At 70.0% G+C, this 16,938-nt stretch carries 15 protein-coding genes; 10 read left to right on the top strand and 5 right to left on the bottom strand.

The window, feature by feature from the left end:
- Nucleotides 1–29: 29 nt before the first annotated feature.
- Nucleotides 30–1,535, bottom strand: coding sequence for an MFS transporter (locus QMG73_RS03245; RefSeq protein ID WP_281892333.1), 1,506 nt, complete (start codon nt 1,533–1,535; stop codon nt 30–32).
- 85 nt (nt 1,536–1,620) lie between these two features.
- Between QMG73_RS03245 and QMG73_RS03240 the strand changes: the two genes are divergently transcribed.
- Nucleotides 1,621–2,592 (top strand): Lrp/AsnC family transcriptional regulator, encoded by a 972-nt coding sequence (locus tag QMG73_RS03240; protein WP_281892332.1) that lies wholly within the window; start codon nt 1,621–1,623, stop codon nt 2,590–2,592.
- A gap of 94 nt (nt 2,593–2,686) precedes the next feature.
- On the opposite strand, the gene QMG73_RS03235 is transcribed toward QMG73_RS03240, so the two are convergent.
- The 3 genes from QMG73_RS03235 to QMG73_RS03225 all read right to left on the bottom strand — a co-directional run bounded on the left by QMG73_RS03235 (nt 2,687) and on the right by QMG73_RS03225 (nt 7,279).
- A complete protein-coding gene (locus QMG73_RS03235; RefSeq protein ID WP_281892331.1) occupies nt 2,687–4,486 on the bottom strand; it encodes an ABC transporter ATP-binding protein in 1,800 nt (599 codons plus the stop codon).
- The gene (locus tag QMG73_RS03230; RefSeq protein ID WP_281892329.1) at nt 4,483–6,264 is read right to left on the bottom strand and encodes an ABC transporter ATP-binding protein; all 1,782 of its coding nucleotides are present in this window, start codon (nt 6,262–6,264) and stop codon (nt 4,483–4,485) included. The genes QMG73_RS03235 and QMG73_RS03230 overlap by 4 nt, the downstream gene beginning before the upstream one ends.
- Before the next feature lie 265 nt (nt 6,265–6,529).
- The gene (locus QMG73_RS03225; RefSeq protein WP_407676738.1) at nt 6,530–7,279 is read right to left on the bottom strand and encodes an aspartate/glutamate racemase family protein; all 750 of its coding nucleotides are present in this window, start codon (nt 7,277–7,279) and stop codon (nt 6,530–6,532) included.
- 59 nt (nt 7,280–7,338) lie between these two features.
- On the opposite strand from QMG73_RS03225, the gene QMG73_RS03220 reads away from it, so the two are divergent.
- From QMG73_RS03220 to QMG73_RS03210, 3 genes are all read left to right on the top strand, one after another.
- A complete protein-coding gene (locus QMG73_RS03220; RefSeq protein ID WP_281892327.1) occupies nt 7,339–7,860 on the top strand; it encodes an Lrp/AsnC family transcriptional regulator in 522 nt (173 codons plus the stop codon).
- A 380-nt stretch (nt 7,861–8,240) separates the two neighbouring features.
- Nucleotides 8,241–8,579, top strand: a complete 339-nt coding sequence (locus tag QMG73_RS03215) for an ArsR/SmtB family transcription factor (RefSeq protein ID WP_281892326.1) — start codon at nt 8,241–8,243, stop codon at nt 8,577–8,579.
- Complete coding sequence (locus QMG73_RS03210) at nt 8,572–9,420, top strand: VOC family protein (RefSeq protein ID WP_281892325.1); 849 nt, start codon at nt 8,572–8,574, stop codon at nt 9,418–9,420. Before QMG73_RS03215 ends, QMG73_RS03210 begins: the two co-directional genes overlap by 8 nt.
- A gap of 19 nt (nt 9,421–9,439) precedes the next feature.
- Here the strand turns inward: QMG73_RS03210 and QMG73_RS03205 are convergent, their stop codons facing one another.
- Entirely contained in the window at nt 9,440–10,348 is a 909-nt protein-coding gene (locus tag QMG73_RS03205; protein WP_281892324.1) for a LysR family transcriptional regulator, read from the bottom strand.
- Between the two features lie 111 nt (nt 10,349–10,459).
- Here QMG73_RS03205 and QMG73_RS03200 point away from each other — a divergent pair, with 111 nt between their 5' ends.
- From QMG73_RS03200 to QMG73_RS03175, 6 genes are all read left to right on the top strand, one after another.
- Nucleotides 10,460–12,721, top strand: coding sequence for a transketolase-like TK C-terminal-containing protein (locus tag QMG73_RS03200; protein WP_281892323.1), 2,262 nt, complete (start codon nt 10,460–10,462; stop codon nt 12,719–12,721).
- Between the two features lie 2 nt (nt 12,722–12,723).
- Complete coding sequence (locus QMG73_RS03195) at nt 12,724–13,119, top strand: Rid family hydrolase (protein WP_281892459.1); 396 nt, start codon at nt 12,724–12,726, stop codon at nt 13,117–13,119.
- On the top strand, nt 13,116–14,267 hold the full coding sequence (locus tag QMG73_RS03190; protein WP_281892322.1) for an MFS transporter: 1,152 nt from the start codon (nt 13,116–13,118) through the stop codon (nt 14,265–14,267). Before QMG73_RS03195 ends, QMG73_RS03190 begins: the two co-directional genes overlap by 4 nt.
- Complete coding sequence (locus QMG73_RS03185) at nt 14,264–15,064, top strand: alpha/beta fold hydrolase (RefSeq protein WP_281892321.1); 801 nt, start codon at nt 14,264–14,266, stop codon at nt 15,062–15,064. The genes QMG73_RS03190 and QMG73_RS03185 overlap by 4 nt, the downstream gene beginning before the upstream one ends.
- Complete coding sequence (locus QMG73_RS03180) at nt 15,061–15,774, top strand: aspartate/glutamate racemase family protein (protein ID WP_281892320.1); 714 nt, start codon at nt 15,061–15,063, stop codon at nt 15,772–15,774. The genes QMG73_RS03185 and QMG73_RS03180 overlap by 4 nt, the downstream gene beginning before the upstream one ends.
- Nucleotides 15,775–16,091: 317 nt before the next feature.
- Nucleotides 16,092–16,937: an SDR family oxidoreductase gene (locus tag QMG73_RS03175; RefSeq protein ID WP_281892319.1), complete on the top strand. Its 846-nt coding sequence runs from the start codon at nt 16,092–16,094 to the stop codon at nt 16,935–16,937.
- Nucleotide 16,938: the final 1 nt, after the last annotated feature.

Genomic DNA, 16,938 nt, shown 5'->3' with positions numbered 1-16,938 from the left:
ACGCCCCGGAACGGTGTCTGCGCGCTGGTTCAGGCGCGGCCCAGTCCGGCGGTGACCGGCTCCTCCCGCGTCGCGTGCGTGCGGGCCGGCGGGCGCAGCAGCAACAGGACCGCTACCCCGGCGAGTCCGGCGAGGACGGCGCAGAGCAGGAAGATCCGGTCGAGGCCGGCCGCGTAGGCGGTGCGTAGCGTGGTGGCGGGCGCGTGCGCGAGGAGTTCGTGATACCCGCCGCCGGTGAGCTGCTTGGCCGCCGTTTCCGGCGCGGCGATCGCACCACTGTCGGCCAGTACGTTCCGGGCCTGGCCGGTGACCACGGTGGCGAAGATGGGTAGGGCCAGGGCGTAGCCGAGCTGCCGGAAGGTGTTCGACGCGCCGTTGGCCATGCCCGCGCGTTCTGGCGGCACCACGGCCAGCGCCGCGGACGCCAGTACCGGCGTGCTCAGGCCCACCCCCACGCCGGTGACGCACAGTCCGGGCAGCAGCGCGCCCCAGCCGGAGTCCGGGCCGACCAGCGTGCATAGCGCGGTACCGGCGGCGACGAGCAGCAACCCCCACCCGATGGTGTGGCGTGGCGGGACGGCGTGCAGCAGCCGGCCGCCGGCACCGGCGACCACGAACGCGACCACGGCCATCGGTGCCAGTACCAGTCCGGCTTTCATCGCGCCGAGGCCGAGCACCGACTGCGCCCATAGCGAGACGAACACCAGGTTGGCGAAAGCGGCCGCGGTCAGCGCTGCGGCGCCGGCCATGAGCACGGCGAATGCCGGCCGCCGAAACAGCGTCAGATCGAGCATCGGATTGGCCCGACCCCGTTCCAGTAGCAGGAAGACCAGGGCCGCCGCCGCGGCGCCGGCCAGCACACCGATCGTCAGTGGGTCGGTCCAGCCGGTGTCGCCGGCGCGGATGAGGCCGTAGACGGCCAGCGTCGCGGCCACGGTGAAGCTCGTGACGCCGGGTAGGTCGACCCGGCCGGCGGCCGTGCCGCGACCGCTGGGCAGGGCCAGCCGGGCCAGCGCCACGGCCGCCGCGGCGACTGGCAGGTTGACCAGGAAGATCGATCGCCAGCCGACGTGCTCGGTCAGCACCCCGCCGAGTATCGGCCCAGCCGCGGCCGCCGCGCCGTTGGCGGCACCCCACACGCCGAACGCCACCGAGCGGTCCCGGCCGGTGTAGGTGACGGCGAGCAGTGCGGCGTTGGTGGCGTACATCGCGGCGGCGCCGAGCCCCTGCACCGCGCGGGCGGCGATGAGCACGCCGGTGTTCGGCGCCAGCCCGCAGGCCAAGGAGGCGACCGCGAAGACGACCAGGCCGGCGATGAACACCCGCCGGTGGCCGAGCCGGTCGGACAGCGAGCCAGCGGCCATCAGGAGGGCGGCCAGCACCAGCACATACAGGTCGACGGTCCACTGCAGCGCGGCGAAGGACGAGTGCAGTTCCTCGACCAGGTCCGGCGCGGCGATGCTGACGATGGTCAGGTCGATCAGCAGCATGAACGTGCTCAGCGAGACCGCGAGCAAGGGCAACCATTTACGCATGGACCGCAGCGTGCCCGCCGATCGCGGCGGACGGCGTTTGTCACGGCCAATGTGGCGTAATCCGACGCGCTGCTACGGTTTCGCGGTGGATTCAGTCACGCTTGACGAGCTCGACCGGCAACTCGCCCATGCGCTGCAGGTGGACGGTCGGGCCCCGTTCAGCCAGATCGCCGACGTGCTCGGCACCTCCGACCGCACGATCGCCCGGCGGTACCGGCGGCTGCGCTCGGCCGGCGCGCTGCGCGTGGTCGGCCTGCCACACGCCGCCGCGCTCGGCCACGTCGACTGGATGGTGCGCATGCGGTGCACCCCGGACGCCGCCGCACCGGTGGCGGCCGCGTTGGCCCGCCGCGCCGACACCTCCTGGGTCACGCTGCTGTCCGGCGGTACCGAGATCAACTGCATCACGCGCACCCGGGCGCACGCCGACGAGGGCGAGCTGTTGCTGCAGAAGTTGCCACGCACGCCGCGCGTCACGGCCGTTACCGCGCATTGCGTGCTTCGGGCGGTGGCCGGCACCAACGGCTGGCCCGGCCGTACCGCCGCGCTCCACCCCGATCAGGTCGCCGCCCCCACCCCGTCGGAGACCTCCGCACCGCCGGACGAGCGGGTCACGCCCACCGCCGCCGACAACCACCTGCTGGCCGCGCTGGCCAGGGACGGCCGCACCGGCAACCCGGCCCTCGCCGCCGCCACCGGCTGGTCGGAGACGACCGTCCGGCGCCGCATCGAGCAGCTGCGCCGCGGCAACGTGCTCTACTTCGACGTGGAGATCGAGCCCGCGCTCTTCGGCCGCACCGCTGAGGCGGCCCTATGGCTCACCGTCGCCCCGGCCGCGCTGAACGCCGTCAGCCAGGCCCTCGCCACCCATCCCCAGGTCGCGTTCGCCGCGGCCATCACCGGTCCGGCTTCCATCGCGGCGTCGGTGATCTGCCGTGACCTGGACGAGCTGTACGACTACATCGCCAACGACATAGGCGCACTCGACGGCCTGTCACGGGCGGAAACGGCGCCGGTCGTGCGGCGGGTGAAGGGCGCCGGCGAACTGGTTGTGTAGCCGCGGAGGGCGAGGCCGCGGGAGCAACGGGCACCGACCACGACGGACATCGCGGTAGCTCAAAGCCCAATCCTGAACCTGATGCCAAAGGTCGCTAGTTCGCGGTGGTGGGCGGTGTGTCGCTGTAGGCGTCGGCTTGGGCGCGGTAGAGCTGGGCGTACCGGCCCGCGGAGGCGAGCAGGTGGGCGTGTGTGCCCTGTTCCGCGACGCGTCCGGACTCGATCACCACGATGAGGTCGGCCATGTTCACGGTCGAGAACCGGTGCGACACGATCACCGTGATGGCGCCCTGCGCCTGGGCCGCGTCCCGTGCCTGCTCGGTGAAGCGCTCGAACAGTTCGTGCTCGGCCTGTGGGTCGAGGGCGGAGGTTGGTTCGTCCAGGACAAGCAGCAGGGGCCGGCGGCGCATCACGCCGCGCGCCAGCGCGAGCTTCTGCCACTGGCCGTGCGACAGGTCAGCGCCCTGGAACAGCAGCCCGAGCTGAGCCTGCAACCGGTCGGGCACGCTGGCGACCACCGAGTCGGCGCCGGCCCGGGTGATGGCACTTTCGATGGCGGGCGTGTCATCGAGCCGCTCCAGGTCGCCCACGCCCACGTTCTCCCGTATCAGGAATTGGAGCCGGGCGAAGTCCTGGAACACGCCGGCTCCGCGCCGGGCCCACTCGCGTGGCTCGAGGTCGGCCATCGGGATGCCATCGACCGTGATGGTCCCGGCGTCCGGGCGGTACATGCCGGTCAGCAGCTTGACCATTGTGGTCTTTCCGGCACCGTTGAGCCCGACCAGCGCGATCGTGCTGCCCGCCGGCAGATCCAGGTCGACGTGTTCCAACACCGGGCTGGACGTACCCGGGTAGGTGAAGGAGACGCCGCGCATGCTGATCCCGCTCACCAGTTCCCGCGGGGCCGGCCGGCTGCCGTTGGCCTGAGTGGCGCCGTACTTCTTGAGCCACAGGTAGTGGCCGGTCACGTGTCCGCCGTCGGTCACCATGGAGAAGCTGCGCACCAACCGGTCGATCTGCCCGCTCAGTGACGCTGTCAAGGTAATGAGTAACACCACGTCACCGACCGTCGCTCGGCCCGCGTCCTTCAGATCCAGTACCAGCGACAGGGCCGCGCCGAGGGCGGCGAGCATCACCAGCCAGCCCGCCGCCTCCAGCCAGGCGCCGTGGATGCGGGACCGCACGATTTCGCCGGTGGTCTTGTCCCACAACTGCATGGCCCGCTGGGAAAGTTCCGGTCCGCTGCCCGCGATGCGCAGTTCCTTGGCCGACTCCGCGCGCACGCACAGATCGTGCAGGGAGCGCTCGTGCCGTTCGTTTTCCGCGGTGCGGTCGCGCACCCGCCGCTGATGCCGGTTGCCGCGGCTGATCAGAACCAGCAGTGGGATGGCGAAGCCGATCAGCAGAGGCAATGCCGGATGGATCCCGACCAACAGCCACGCGCTCAGCCCTAGGCTCACGGCTGTGCCCACCAGTCCCGCGCCGGACCACACCGAGCGGGCCAGCATCATGGTGCCGCGCCGCAGGTTGGTGACGCGGTCCAGGAAGTCGGGCCGTTCCAGATGTTCCAGAGTCGGGATGGAAGCGGCGAGGGCGAGCACTTCCAGGTCGATCTCGCGGCCCACCCGTACGGTGAGGTCCTGGTTCACCTCGCCTTGGATGTGGCCGAGGATGAAGGTACCCGCGTGAGCCAGGACCCCGAGCCCGGCCGCCGCGACGATGGCGACGGTCGTTCGGGTCTGCGCGCCGTCGATGAGCATGCGCTGGCTGGCCGCGGTGAGCGCGGCGGCCCCGGACATCAGCGCGATCAATACGACGTTCGCCACCGCGCTCAGCGGCGCGACCTTCCAGCACAGCCGGAAGGTGTGGCGGTAGACGGTGAGCAGATTCCTCACCGGGGCACCTCCTCGAAGCGGGCGGCCTGCAGGCGCCACAGCCGCGCGTAGGTGCCGTCGTGCGCCAGGAGTTCCTGGTGCGAACCGGACTCGGTGATGCGTCCGCCGTCCAGCACCGCGATGCGGTCGGCGTTGCGAATGGTGGACAGCCGATGCGATATCAGGACCACCGAGACGCCGTCGGCCCGTACCCCGGAGACCACCCGCTCGAAGAACTGGACCTCGGCGTTCATGTCGAGGTTGGCGGTGGGCTCGTCCAGGACGATCAGGTCCCGGCCGTGGGCGACGGCGTACAGCGTGCGAGCGATGGCTATCTTCTGCCATTGGCCGCCGGACAGATCGCGGCCGCCGCTGCCGGTGCGCCACAGTTGGGTATCCAGCCCGTCGGGCAGGCTCGTCAGCACATCCTGCGCGCCGGCCCGCCGAAGCGCCTCAGCCACGGCGTCGTCGTCCACCGGCACCTCGGGCGCGCCGAGCGTGATGTTGTCTCGCACGGTCGCCGGGTAACGCAGAAAGTCCTGGTACACCACGCTCAGCCGGCGCCGCCACCAGGCCACATCCAGCTCCGCGAGGTCTTGACCGGCGACGAGAATGCGTCCACCGGTGGGCCGGTAAAGACCAGCGAGCAGCTTCGTGAGCGTCGTCTTGCCCGCACCGTTGACACCCACCAGGGCAAGCACCTCGCCCTTGCCGATCGTCAGATCCAGGCCACAAAGGATGGGACGCGAGCCGCTCGGGTATCCGAACTCCACCTGCTCGAACCGGACCTCGGACTTCGCGAGCTTGCCTGAACCGCCGGCGGGCTGGGGTTCGCCGTAGCGGGCGACCAGCCGATCGACGGCTTGCACGGCACCCTTGCCGTACTCGATATCGAATGTTTCGAACCCGACGTAGGTGATCTCGAAGATGCCCACAGCCGCGACCACGCAGGTGCTCAGCGTGCCGATGCTGATCGAGCCGTTCGCCGCCGCCAGACCGGGAACGAGGAACGCGCCCGCGGCGCACAACACCGACAACAGCACGGTCAGCCCTTGCCGGCGCAGGATACTGCGCCGCAGTGCCCACATCGGTGAACGCAGCTCCCAGTGCGCGGTGGCCCGCCGCATCACCAGCCAGTCCGCCAGGCCGAACAACCGAATCTCCTTGGCCGCCTCCAGCCCGGCGGCCAAGTCGTCCAGATACTCGATCCGCCGATGCCCCGGAACGAGCCGATCGTTGTAGGCCACGAAGAACGTCCACTGACGACGCTGCAGGGTGCGGCTCAACAGCGAAGCCAACAGCAAAAACACCGCCAGCCACGGGAAATGGACGGCAACCACCGCGGCCGAAGCAACGGCCGCCAGCGTCCGCCCGGCAAGCACCATGCTGGAATACGCCGCCGTACCCGACGAACGCACCCACCACCCCTCGCCGATTTCGCTGGCCCGTGCGGCGTCGTCGGCGAACTCCGCCTCCTCAAGATGAGCGATCGTGTCCGGTCGCAGCGCGATCGCCCGCAACCGAACGCGAAGCGCCCCATCGACCCGCCGCCCGATGCCCGTCATCACCATGTCGCTGAGTGGCCGGGTCAACCTGCTCACCAGCAGCGCACCCAACAGCGCGCCCAGCGCCCACCCCACCGGCTGATCCTCGACGGCCCGCCGAACCAACTCGCCGCTCAACACAGCCGTCACCGGCGTAGCGAGGACGAACAGCACCAGAACGGCGATCATCCCGGCGACCAAGCCGTACCCGGCCAAAGGCAGCAGCCGCACGAGCCGGATCCGTTCAGCCAGCACCGCTCGGAACTCCGACGGTCGCAGCGCACCCAACCCCAGCCGAGGATCCGGAATCTCCGGCACCACGCGCGAGCGCCGTCGGACGCTGGCCCGACGCCTCATACCGGCACGCACAGCTGCTGCCTCGCATCTCGACTACTCGATCCGGTCAATGCATCGCCATCGTTCCGGTTCACAGGCCGATGCGCGATCAATATTCCAAACAGAGGTGGTTGGCGAGGCGGCGAACGCAGGGGTAGCTCAAAGCCCGATCCTGAACACCCGATCAGCGCTGGTGTCTGGCTGCTTCAGACGGGTTGACCGTCCCGTGCCAGGTCGGCATTGGACGGTGACCGATCGCCACATCGAAGGCGGCGCGGGCGAGAAGGCGGGTCGAGTCAAGCGTTGGGATCGGGCTGAGATCTGGGGTGACCAGCAGTGGTATTTCGGTGCACACCAACGCCACGGCGGCGCAGCCTTGTGCCTCGAACCGTTCGATGATCTGGACGTACCGTTGGAGGGACTCGTCGGTGAAAACGCCGTTGACGAGTTCTTCGAAGATGATCGTGTTGACGATCTGGCGGTCTGCCGCGCCGGGCGTTACGGCGGTGATCCCGTGCGCCTCGAACGCGCGCGGGTAGAGCCGACTCTCCATGAGGTAGCGGGTGCCGAGCACACCGACTCGGGTATGCCCGTCGAGTGCGGCGCGCTCGGCGACGATCTCGGCGATGTGCAGGCCGGGCAGCTCCAACCGGGTACCGGCCCGTTCGAGCGCCAGATGGGCGGTGTTGTCCGGGCAGACGAAGAAGTCCGCACCCGCGCGGGCCAGTCGGCCCACGCTCACCGCTAGCGTGTGCGCGATCTCGTCGTGACGCCCGTGGTCCCAAGCGGCCATGCTGTGCCCCATTGCGATGCAGTCCAGGGTGACGTCGGGATGCTGGTGCGGTCCGAGTTCCCGGAAGCCTTCCTGACAGAACGCGCGAAAACACAGGGCGGCGCCTTCAGCGCTGTGGGCCAGTATGCCGACATGTTTCATCTAAGAAGGACACTCGTTGAGTGCGAATCGCACAAGATCTTGGGAGTATCTTGAGCACAATGCATCGTCATGGGGACGAGCCGTGGAGGACGGTGAGCACGCTGCCCAGCCAGAACGTGATCGACGCGACCGACGCCCGGCTGCTGCTGGCGTTGAGCGAACATCCCCGCGCCACGACCGTTGCGCTCGCCGACCAGGTGGGCATCTCCCGCAACACGGCGCAGGCCAGGTTGGCCAAGCTCGAGGAGGGTGGTGGCCTGTCGTCGTTCGAGCGTCGGGTCGATACCCGGTCGCTGGGTTACCCGATGACGGTGTTCGCCGTAGTCCAGGTCGTACAGAGCCGACTCGACCAGGTCGCGGCGGCCCTCGCGGACATACCCGAGGTGCTCCAGGTACATAGCGTCAGCGGACCGAACGACCTCGTCGTCCACGCTGTCGCCGTCGACGCCGACGACCTCTATCGGATCGCCGGCCAGATCCTTGCGATCCCGGGCGTTCAGCGCACCAACACCTCGGTCGTAACCCGCGAGATCGTCCCGTACCGCACCGGTCCCCTCCTTCGCCGTCTGGCCAAGAGCTGACGGAGATCCACAACCGGCCGCCGTTCCACGCATAGCGCGTAGCGGTAGGGTCAATCACGCCGATCCGAGCGGCGGATCTTGCGCATGAGCATCGCCCAAACGCCGTACCCGGATCCGACATTGCCGGTGACCACCCCCGCGGCTGTTCCCATGGCGAGGGCGTTCGCGCAGTCCGGGCAGACCTCCCGCCCGGTGATCGTCTTCTCGAAAGGATCCCGTACGCGCCGATGGCAATCCGGGCACACCCGTGCCGACAACCCCATGACGGCCTCCGCTAATCGACTGTCTGCAGCATAGGAATGCCATGCACGTCCGAAAGGCATGGCTCACGCTCAGGCTCTTGACAATAGTTTCCCCTCTCGGCAACTATTGTCCACGTGATGGAGGATCGCGGACGGGAGTTGGCTGCGTTGCTTCAGGCCCTGGCCGACCCGACCAGGCTCGGCATCGTGCAGCTTCTGAGCACCGGCCCCCGACGCGCCGGGGAGCTGGCCGAGCAGTCCGGCCTGTCCGCGGCGGCGACGAGTAAGCACCTGCGTGTCCTACTCCAAGCCGGGGTGGTGGCCGACGAGCGTCCGCCCGAAGACGCGCGGCTTCGGGTCTTCCGGCTTCGACCCGAGTCGGTGACCGCGCTGCGGGCGTGGCTCGACCAGCTTCAAGCGCACTGGGACGACCAGCTGCGCTCCTTCAAGCGGCACGTGGAGAGGCGCGATGACTGAGGCACAGACGGTTTCGTCCACTGTCGACGTCGCGGTCGATCCCGCGACGGCTTTCAAGGCGTTCACCGAGGAAATGGACCTATGGTGGGTACGCGGACCGATCAACTTCTGGTCCGATGGCGGACGTGTGGTCGAGGTTCGCTGCGAGCCGGGCGTGGGTGGGCGGATCCTTGAGATCCTCGACGATCCCACGGCAGGCACTGTCTTCGAGCGTGCGCGCATCACACTGTGGGAGCCGGGCGTCCGGCTCGGGTGGGCCAGCTCGACCGACGACGTGCAGACCGACGTGAGCTTCGCGCGCGTCGAAGGCGGAACCCGGGTCACCGTCACGCACGTGATTCCCACGGGCGGGCATGACAGGGGAGGCTCGGCGTGGAGCCGCGTCGTGCCGAGGTGGTTCGGGGCCTGGTGCGACAGGCGGGGCCGGGTACCCCACGAACAGATCGACATCGCCCGGCTATCCCTCGGCGTGTACTACACACGTCCGGCCGCGGCCGCCCGCTGGCTCGCCGACGTCTTCGGTTTCGAGCCGGCCAGTGACCTGCCGGTCGGGCCGGATCCGCTCCCAGAGGGCGAGCACGGCCACCCGTGGATCGAGTTCCGGATCGGCAACGCCCTGCTCAATGTGTTCAAACTCGACGGTGAACGAGCCAACGGCGCGCGCACGCACGTGCCATGGATCTACGTCGACGACCTCTCCGCGCACTTCGCCCGCGCCAAAGGCAAAGGAGCGACCATTGTGGACGACATCAACGCGCACTCCGGCTCGTCCGCCTATGTCGTCGACGACCTGGAGGGCAACCGCTGGACCTTCTCACAGGCACGCCCCGCCATGCGCTGACCCGGCGGAGCCTTCGGGATCAAGCGGTGAGTGCGCCCGCGATGGTGGTGATGAGCTTCCGCTGTAGCGGCGTCGGGTGTTTGGTGGCGCGGACCACGGCGAACACAGGCAGGCGCGGTCGGGCGCCGGCGATCCGAACCTGGCGTAGGGTGCCGTCGGCGAGGTCGGCGGCGACCGAGGCATGGAAGAGCAGGGCGACACCGAGCCCGGCCCGTACCGCATGCTTGATCGCTTCGGGATGGCCGAACTCGATGGTCACGGTGCGGTCGGTGATGCCCAGGTCGGCGAGGGCACTGTCTTCAAGGTCGCGGCGGATGGAACCGCGTGGGGTGGACACGAACGGGAGGCGGGCGAGGTCGGCCGGGGCGATCTCGTCGCCGGCTGGGTGCGGTGCGTCGGGCGCGACGACGAGCACCAGGTCCTGGTGGCCGAGGAGTTGGCCGGTCAGCCCGCGGCCGTACGGGATGCGCGGGGCGATGGGCACGGCCAGGTCGCAAAGGCCGGAGGTGAGCGCCTCCCAGATCTGGTCGGGGTCGAATACGTGCACCGTGATGCGGGCGTGCGGGTTGGCGCGAGCGAAGTCGGTGAGGATGGGCGGGAGCAGGTAGCTGCCCACGGTCATGCTGGTGGCCACGGCGGCGGCGCCGCCTGTGCCGCTGGTGAGGCCGGCGAGTTCGCGGTCGAGTTCGGTGCTGCGGCGCAGCGTCTCGCGAGCCCAGGTGTAGGCGGCATGCCCCGCGTCGGTGAGCTCCAGCCGCTGCCTGACGCGGCGAAACAGGTCGGCGCCGAGCCGGGCCTCCAACTGCCGGATGTGGCCGCTGACCACGGGCTGCGTGACGTACAGGTGGTCGGCGGCGCGTCCCACACCGCCGTGCTCGACGACGGCGCAGAAGACCTCGAGCTTGTGCAGGGAGACCCGGCCATCCATCCCGCCATCATAGGCGAAACGCTATGAGCGTCTCGCGGGATACGACTTTGCCGTCCAGCGTAGCCGCATCTAGCTTGGGAAACGGCAATGAGTGACAACCTATGAGGTTTGATGGACGAGGTATTGGAAGCGGTCGAGCGACGCGTGTTGTGGCTGGCCACGGCCATCGTCGACCACGCCAACCGGATCCGGCCGCGCGGCGAGGTGAAGGTCGGCGGGCATCAGGCCTCCAGTGCGTCCTTGGTGTCGGCGATGACGGCACTGTGGTTCGGTGCCCTCGACGCCGACGACCTGGTGTCGGTGAAGCCGCACGCGTCTCCAGTGCTGCACGCGATCAACTACCTTCTCGGTGACCTGCCCGAGGAGTACCTGACGACGTTGCGGCAGCGCGGCGGGCTGCAGAGCTATCCGTCGCGGCGCAAGGATCCCGACCGGGTCGACTTCTCCACCGGCTCGGTCGGCCTCGGTGCGACCGCGCCGCTGTGGCAGGCCGTCGCCGCCCGCTACCTGGACTCGCGGCGACCGGTGCCGCTCCCGCCGCGCCGGCACATCGCGCTGATCGGTGACGCCGAGCTGGACGAGGGCGCGGTGTGGGAGGCTGTCGCCGATCCGGTCGTCAGCGAGCTCGGCGAGCTGTTGTGGGTCGTCGACGTCAACCGCCAGTCGCTCGACCGCGTGGTACCCGGCGGCGCGGTCCGCCGGTGGCAGGGCATGTTCGAGGCGGCCGGCTGGCAGGTCATCGAGCTCAAGTACGGCCGGCGGCTGCGCCGGCTCGCCACCCGCCCGAGCGGCGACGGGGTGCTGCGGGCGCTGGACGAGATGCCCAACGAGGAGTACCAATGGCTGCTCCGCACATCGCCGTCTGAGATCCGGGCCCGGCTGGGGCACGGCCTGGACGGCGTGGACGACCGCGAGGTGCGGCGGGCGCTGCGCGATCTCGGCGGGCATGACCTGGCCGACCTGAGCGACGCGTTCGCGAAGGCGTCGACGCAGCGGCCGACCGTCGTCTTCGCGTACACGATCAAGGGTTGGGGTCTGCCCCTCGAAGGGCATCCGGCGAACCATTCCGCGCTGCTGACCGAGGCGCAAATGCGCGACCTCGCCGCCGAGCTCGGCGCCGACGTCGACCGGCCCTGGGCCCGCTTTCCGGCCGGGAGTCCGGAAGCGGAGCTGTGCGCTCGGGTGGCCGAGCGGCTGCGGCGCCACCCGCGAACCCGCGGCGCCGGCACGCCGATACCAGCGGACCTGGGTCTCGGATATGGCGGTACCGTGTCCACGCAGGCCGCGCTCGGGCGGTTCTTTCTGGCTCTGCGCCGCACCGCCCCGAGGGCGGCCGAGCGGGTCGTCACGGTCAGCCCGGACGTCGCCAGCTCCACCAACCTCGGTGGCTGGATCAACAAGGTCGGCGTGTGGCACGTCCACGGCCGGCGCGACTACTTCGCCGAGGACCCGCAACGGCTGTTGCGCTGGGTCGAGTCGCCCGCCGGGCAGCACATCGAGCTAGGCATCGCCGAGACCAACCTGGTGGGACTGCTGTCCGAGCTGGGCACCACATGGGACCGGTGGGGTGAGCGGTTGCTGCCGATCGGCACGCTCTACGACCCGTTCGTGGGCCGGGCGCTGGAACCGTGGAGCTTCGGGATGTACGCCGGCGGGCAGTCGATCCTGATCGCCACGCCTTCCGGGGTGACACTCGCCCCGGAGGGCGGCGCCCACCAGAGCGCGCTCACCCCGTTGATCGGCATCGGGCAGCCCGAGTGCGTGTACTACGAGCCCGCGTTCGCCTCGGATCTGGAGTGGATTCTGCTGCACTGCATGCGGCGGCTCGGCGTCCCGGGCGGCAGTTCGGCGCTGCTGCGGCTCTCCACCCGGCCGGTCGACCAGTCGCTGGCCACAGTGCCGGACAACCCGGCGCTGCGCGCGGATCGGCGGCGGGCGTGCCTGGCCGGCGGCTACCGGCTGGTCGAGCCGGACACTGAGCCGCAGGTCAGGCTGGCCGGCGTGGGTGCGGTCGTGCCGGAGGTGGTGGCGGCGGCGCGACGCCTCGCGGCCGAACACGGGATCGCCGCCGAGGTCGTCTGCGTGACAAGCCCGGACCTGCTCTTCCGTGCGCTCAGCGCCCGGCAGGGACAGACCTCCGGCGACGCCTCGATTCTGGACAGCCTCTTCGCCCCCGCTCTCCCGCTCATCACCGTCCAGGATGGACATCCGCATGCGCTGGCGTTTCTCGCGGCCACGACACCACACCGCGTGGTCAACCTCGGCGTCACCGGCTTCGGGCAGTCCACTGACCTACCGGACGGATACCGGCTGCACGGTTTGGACGCAGCGCACATCGTCCACACCGTACTGTCCACAGTGAAGGAGACGTGACCATGTGGCGTACCTACTCGACCGGTTCGAGCTTCGAAGCGATGGCGCCGTACTCCCGCGCCATGTACGACGACCAGTGGGTGTTCGTCTCCGGAACCACCGGCTTCGACTACGACACCATGTCCGTCGCCGAGGACGTGGCCGCCCAGTGCCGGCAAGCGTGGCGCAACGTCGAGAACGCGCTCCGCGAATGCGGCAGCCACCTCGGGGAGATCACACAGTTCCTCATGGTACTCACCGATCCGGCCGACCTGCCCGTGATCGCCCAGGTGATGACCGAAGTGCTGCCCACACGGCCCGCCGGCACCGCGATCTGCGCCGCGCTGGTTGACCCCCGGCTGCGGTACGAGGTGCAGGTGACCGCGCGGCGTGGCCTGCGGCTGGCTGGCGGCGCGTGACCCCGCGGCTGGGCGTGCTCACCTCGACGCACGCGGTCAACGACTTCTACCAGGGCGCGGTGCCGGCGATCCTGCCGTTCCTGGTGGTGGAGCGCGGCTACGGTTATGCCGCTGCCAGTGGTGTCACCCTGGCGGCGACGTTCCTGTCCAGCCTCGCCCAGCCGGTGTTCGGGGTGCTGGCCGACCGGCGGCGCCGGCTCTGGCTGATCGCAGCCGGCATGCTCGTCGCCGGAGTCGGTGTCGGACTGGTCGGGCTCGGCGGCGGATACTGGCTCACCTGCGCCGCGGTGGCGCTGTCCGGGCTCGGCGTCGCCGCTTACCACCCCGAGGCGGCGCGCGCGGCCAGGGACGCGGCTGCCGGGTCCGCCCGCCGGATGAGCTGGTTCACCGTGGGCGGTACGGCCGGCAGCGCCGGCGCGGCCCTCGTCGTGGCGCCGGTGCTCGGCGGCACCGGCTTGTCCGGCACCCCATTGTTGGCCCTGCCCGCGCTCGCCCTCGCGGTGCCGCTCCTACCCCGCCTGCGGCGCGGCGTCTTTCGGCAGGCCACCGCCACACCGGCGGCGACGACGACCGGCCGGGACGCCTGGCGGGCGTTCGGCTGGCTCACCGCCGTCGTGGTCGTGCGCTCGATCACCGCCTACGGGCTGTACTCCTTCCTGACCCTGTTGCTGATCGCCCGGTTCGGCGTGTCCGAGGTCGTGGCCACGCTGGCGCTGCTGACCTACACCGGCACCGGGGTGGCCGGCACGCTGCTGGGCGGCCGGCTGGCCGACCGACTCGGCCGGGTGACCACCGTCCAGATCGGACTCGTCCTCTGTGTACCCGGAGTGCTGGGCCTGCTCATGGCACCCAACCTCTACGTGGCTCTCGCGGCCGCGATGGTCGCCGGACTCGGCGTCTTCATCCCGTTCTCCGTCGACATCACCCTCGGCCAGGAGTACCTGCCGCACCGGGTCGGCACCGCCAGCGGAGTCACCCTCGGCCTGTCCGTCTCCGCCGGTGGCGTCACCGCACCCCTGCTCGGTCTGCTCGCCGATGCCCGCGGCCTGACCCCAGCGTTCCTCGCCATCGCCGCCATACCACTGCTCGGCCTGGCCGCGTCCATCCGCCTGCCCGAAACCCGTCCACGCAAGGAGCCAGTCCCATGACCGACTTCAGCTACGCCGGCGCCGACGGCTACCCCCTCTACGCCACCCAGGTCGGCGCTGGCGGGCCTCCGCTCGTGCTGCTACACGGCGGCGGACCCGACCACCACAGCCTGCTGCCGCTCGCCGGCCTGCTCGCCGATCGGCACACCGTCATCCTGCCCGACGTACGCGGCTACGGCCGCTCGGTCTGCGCCGATCCGGCTCTACACACCTGGGCCCAGTACACCTCCGACGTGATCAGCCTGCTGGACCACCTGCACCTTGCCACCGCCGCGCTCGGCGGCACCGGCCTGGGCAGTACCGTCACACTGCGCGCCGCCCGCGACCACCCGGACCGGATCCGTGCCGCGATCGCGATCAGCGTCGAAAACATCGAGGAGGACGAGGCGGCCAAGCGGGCCGAGACCGCGTTTCTCGACACGTTCGCCGCCACCGTCAGGAACGACGGCATCGAGGCCGCCTGGGCACCCATCCTTCCCGCCTTCCCACCGGTCATCGGCACGATGGTCCGCGACGCGATACCCCGCTCGGACCCGGACAGCATCGCCGCCGCGGCCGCCATCGGCCACGACAGCCCCTTCGGCAGCGTCGACGACCTGGCCTCGGTGCCGGTGCCAACGCTCGTCGTCCCGGGAGCCGACGCCCGCCACCCGACCCAACTGGCCGAGCGGGTAGTGCGGGTGATGCCGAACGCCCGCCTCGCCGCCGTCAGTCTCTCCGCCGACCTACGCACCGCCGACGACCTCGCGGCCGCCATCGCCCCGGCGGTACGCGAGTTTCTGGACGCCGTATCGTGACCGCCCAGCGGATCGGCCTGCTCGGCGGGATGAGCTGGCTATCCACAATGGACTACTATCGCCTACTCAACGAGGGCACCAACCACCGGCTCGGCGCCGAGCACTCGACCGACCTCGTGCTGCGCTCACTGGACTTCCAGACGCTACTGGACACAGTGGATCACGCTGGCGCCGTCGAGGACCAGTTGGACGCCGCCGCCGACGATCTGGCCGCGGCCGGAGCCGCCGTCCTGGCCGTCGCCGCGATCACCGCACACCGCTTCACCCATCGCCTGGAACACCGCCGCGACATGCGTTTCGTCCACGTCGGGCAAGCCACCAGCCATGCGTTGGCGAGCCACGGCGCGCGCCGGCCCGGCCTGCTCGCCACCTCGATCACGCTGCGCGACGCCGCCCTGGTCGAGCGCATCACCCACGGCACCGAGCCGATCCTGCCGGACGCCGGCCACCGGGCCGCACTCGACGAAATCATCTTCGGCGAGCTCATCCGGGGACCGGCCAGCGACACCGGTCAGAAGGTACTCGCCCGAGTCATCGACGAGTTGGGCGCGAACGGCGCCGACGCGATCCTGCTGGCCTGCACCGAACTCTCCACCGCCCGACCACACCTACCTACCCGGCTGCCTATCCTCGACACCACCGCCCTGCACTGCGCCGCCATCCTCGAAACGGCCGCATCAGCGGGTATTTCGACTTCTTCCTCGCTCTAGGTCTCCGCTCTGTTGACGCCGAGTGGGCCGCGAGCAGCACGACTGTGGCCAGGGTCATCGCACCGGCGCCGTATGCACCGGTGTGCATGCCGTCCACGAAGCCGGTGGTGTAGGTTCGACGGTGCGCGGTGATGCCCATCCGTGCTCGCCGCTGGTGATCAGCCCGAGTCTTTCAGGTCAAGCCCCAACGCGCGGCAGGGTTGTGAGGGGTGGACTGTCAGTACACCCTTCAGCAGAGACTTCTTCGCGACCGTGAACAGCGGTTCTCTGGACGGTGGGCACCGATGGGCGGTGCTTCGACGCGACGGAGAAGTGACATGGTTGAGAAGAAGGTTCTGCTGATCACCGGCGCCGGGCGGGGTATGGGCGTGGACATCGCCAAGGCGGCTCTGGCCGCCGGGTACGCGGTGGTCGCGACCGGCCGACGCCCGGAAGCGGTGGCGCGGGCGGTAGGCGCCGCTGAGGACCTGCTGACGGTACGGCTCGACGTGACCGACCCCGCGAGCGCGCAGGCCGCGGTGCGGGCGGCGGTGGACCGGTTCGGACGCATCGATGTACTGGTCAACAACGCCGCCAACTTCATCGCCGGGTTCTTCGAGGAGATCACTCCCGACGACTTCCGGGCGCAGATCGAGACGAACCTGTTCGGCCCGCTGAACGTCACCCGCGCGGTGCTGCCCGTGATGCGCGCCCAGCGGTCCGGGCTGGTCGTGACGATCTCGTCGACCGCCGGGATCGTGGGCGGGGAGTTCACGTCGGCGTACGCGGCGTCGAAGTTCGGCCTCGAAGGCTGGATGGAGTCGCTGACCCCGGAGATCGCGCCGTACGGCGTCCACACGATGCTCGTCGATCCCGGCTTCTTCCGCACCGATCTGCTCACACCCGAGTCGACCAGCTACGCGCAGCCGAGCATCGACGACTACATCGAACGCACCAAGCAGACCGTCACCGCGTGGAACGGCATGAACGGCCGGCAGGGTGGCGATTCCGCCAAGCTCGCCACCGCGCTAATCCAGCTCGTCGGTTCGGACGAGCCACCGCTGCGCTGGGCCGCCGGTGCCGACGCGGTCGCCGCCTTCGAGGACAAGGGTCGGACCCTGATCAAGCAGGCCGACGCCTACCGCGAGCTGTCCTCGTCGCTGGCCCACGACGACGCTTCCTGAA

The organism is Phytohabitans aurantiacus (genome assembly GCF_027923225.1).
In the GTDB taxonomy this organism is placed as follows: Bacteria; Actinomycetota; Actinomycetes; order Mycobacteriales; family Micromonosporaceae; genus Phytohabitans; species Phytohabitans aurantiacus.
This window is presented reverse-complemented; position numbering and strand designations above follow the sequence as displayed.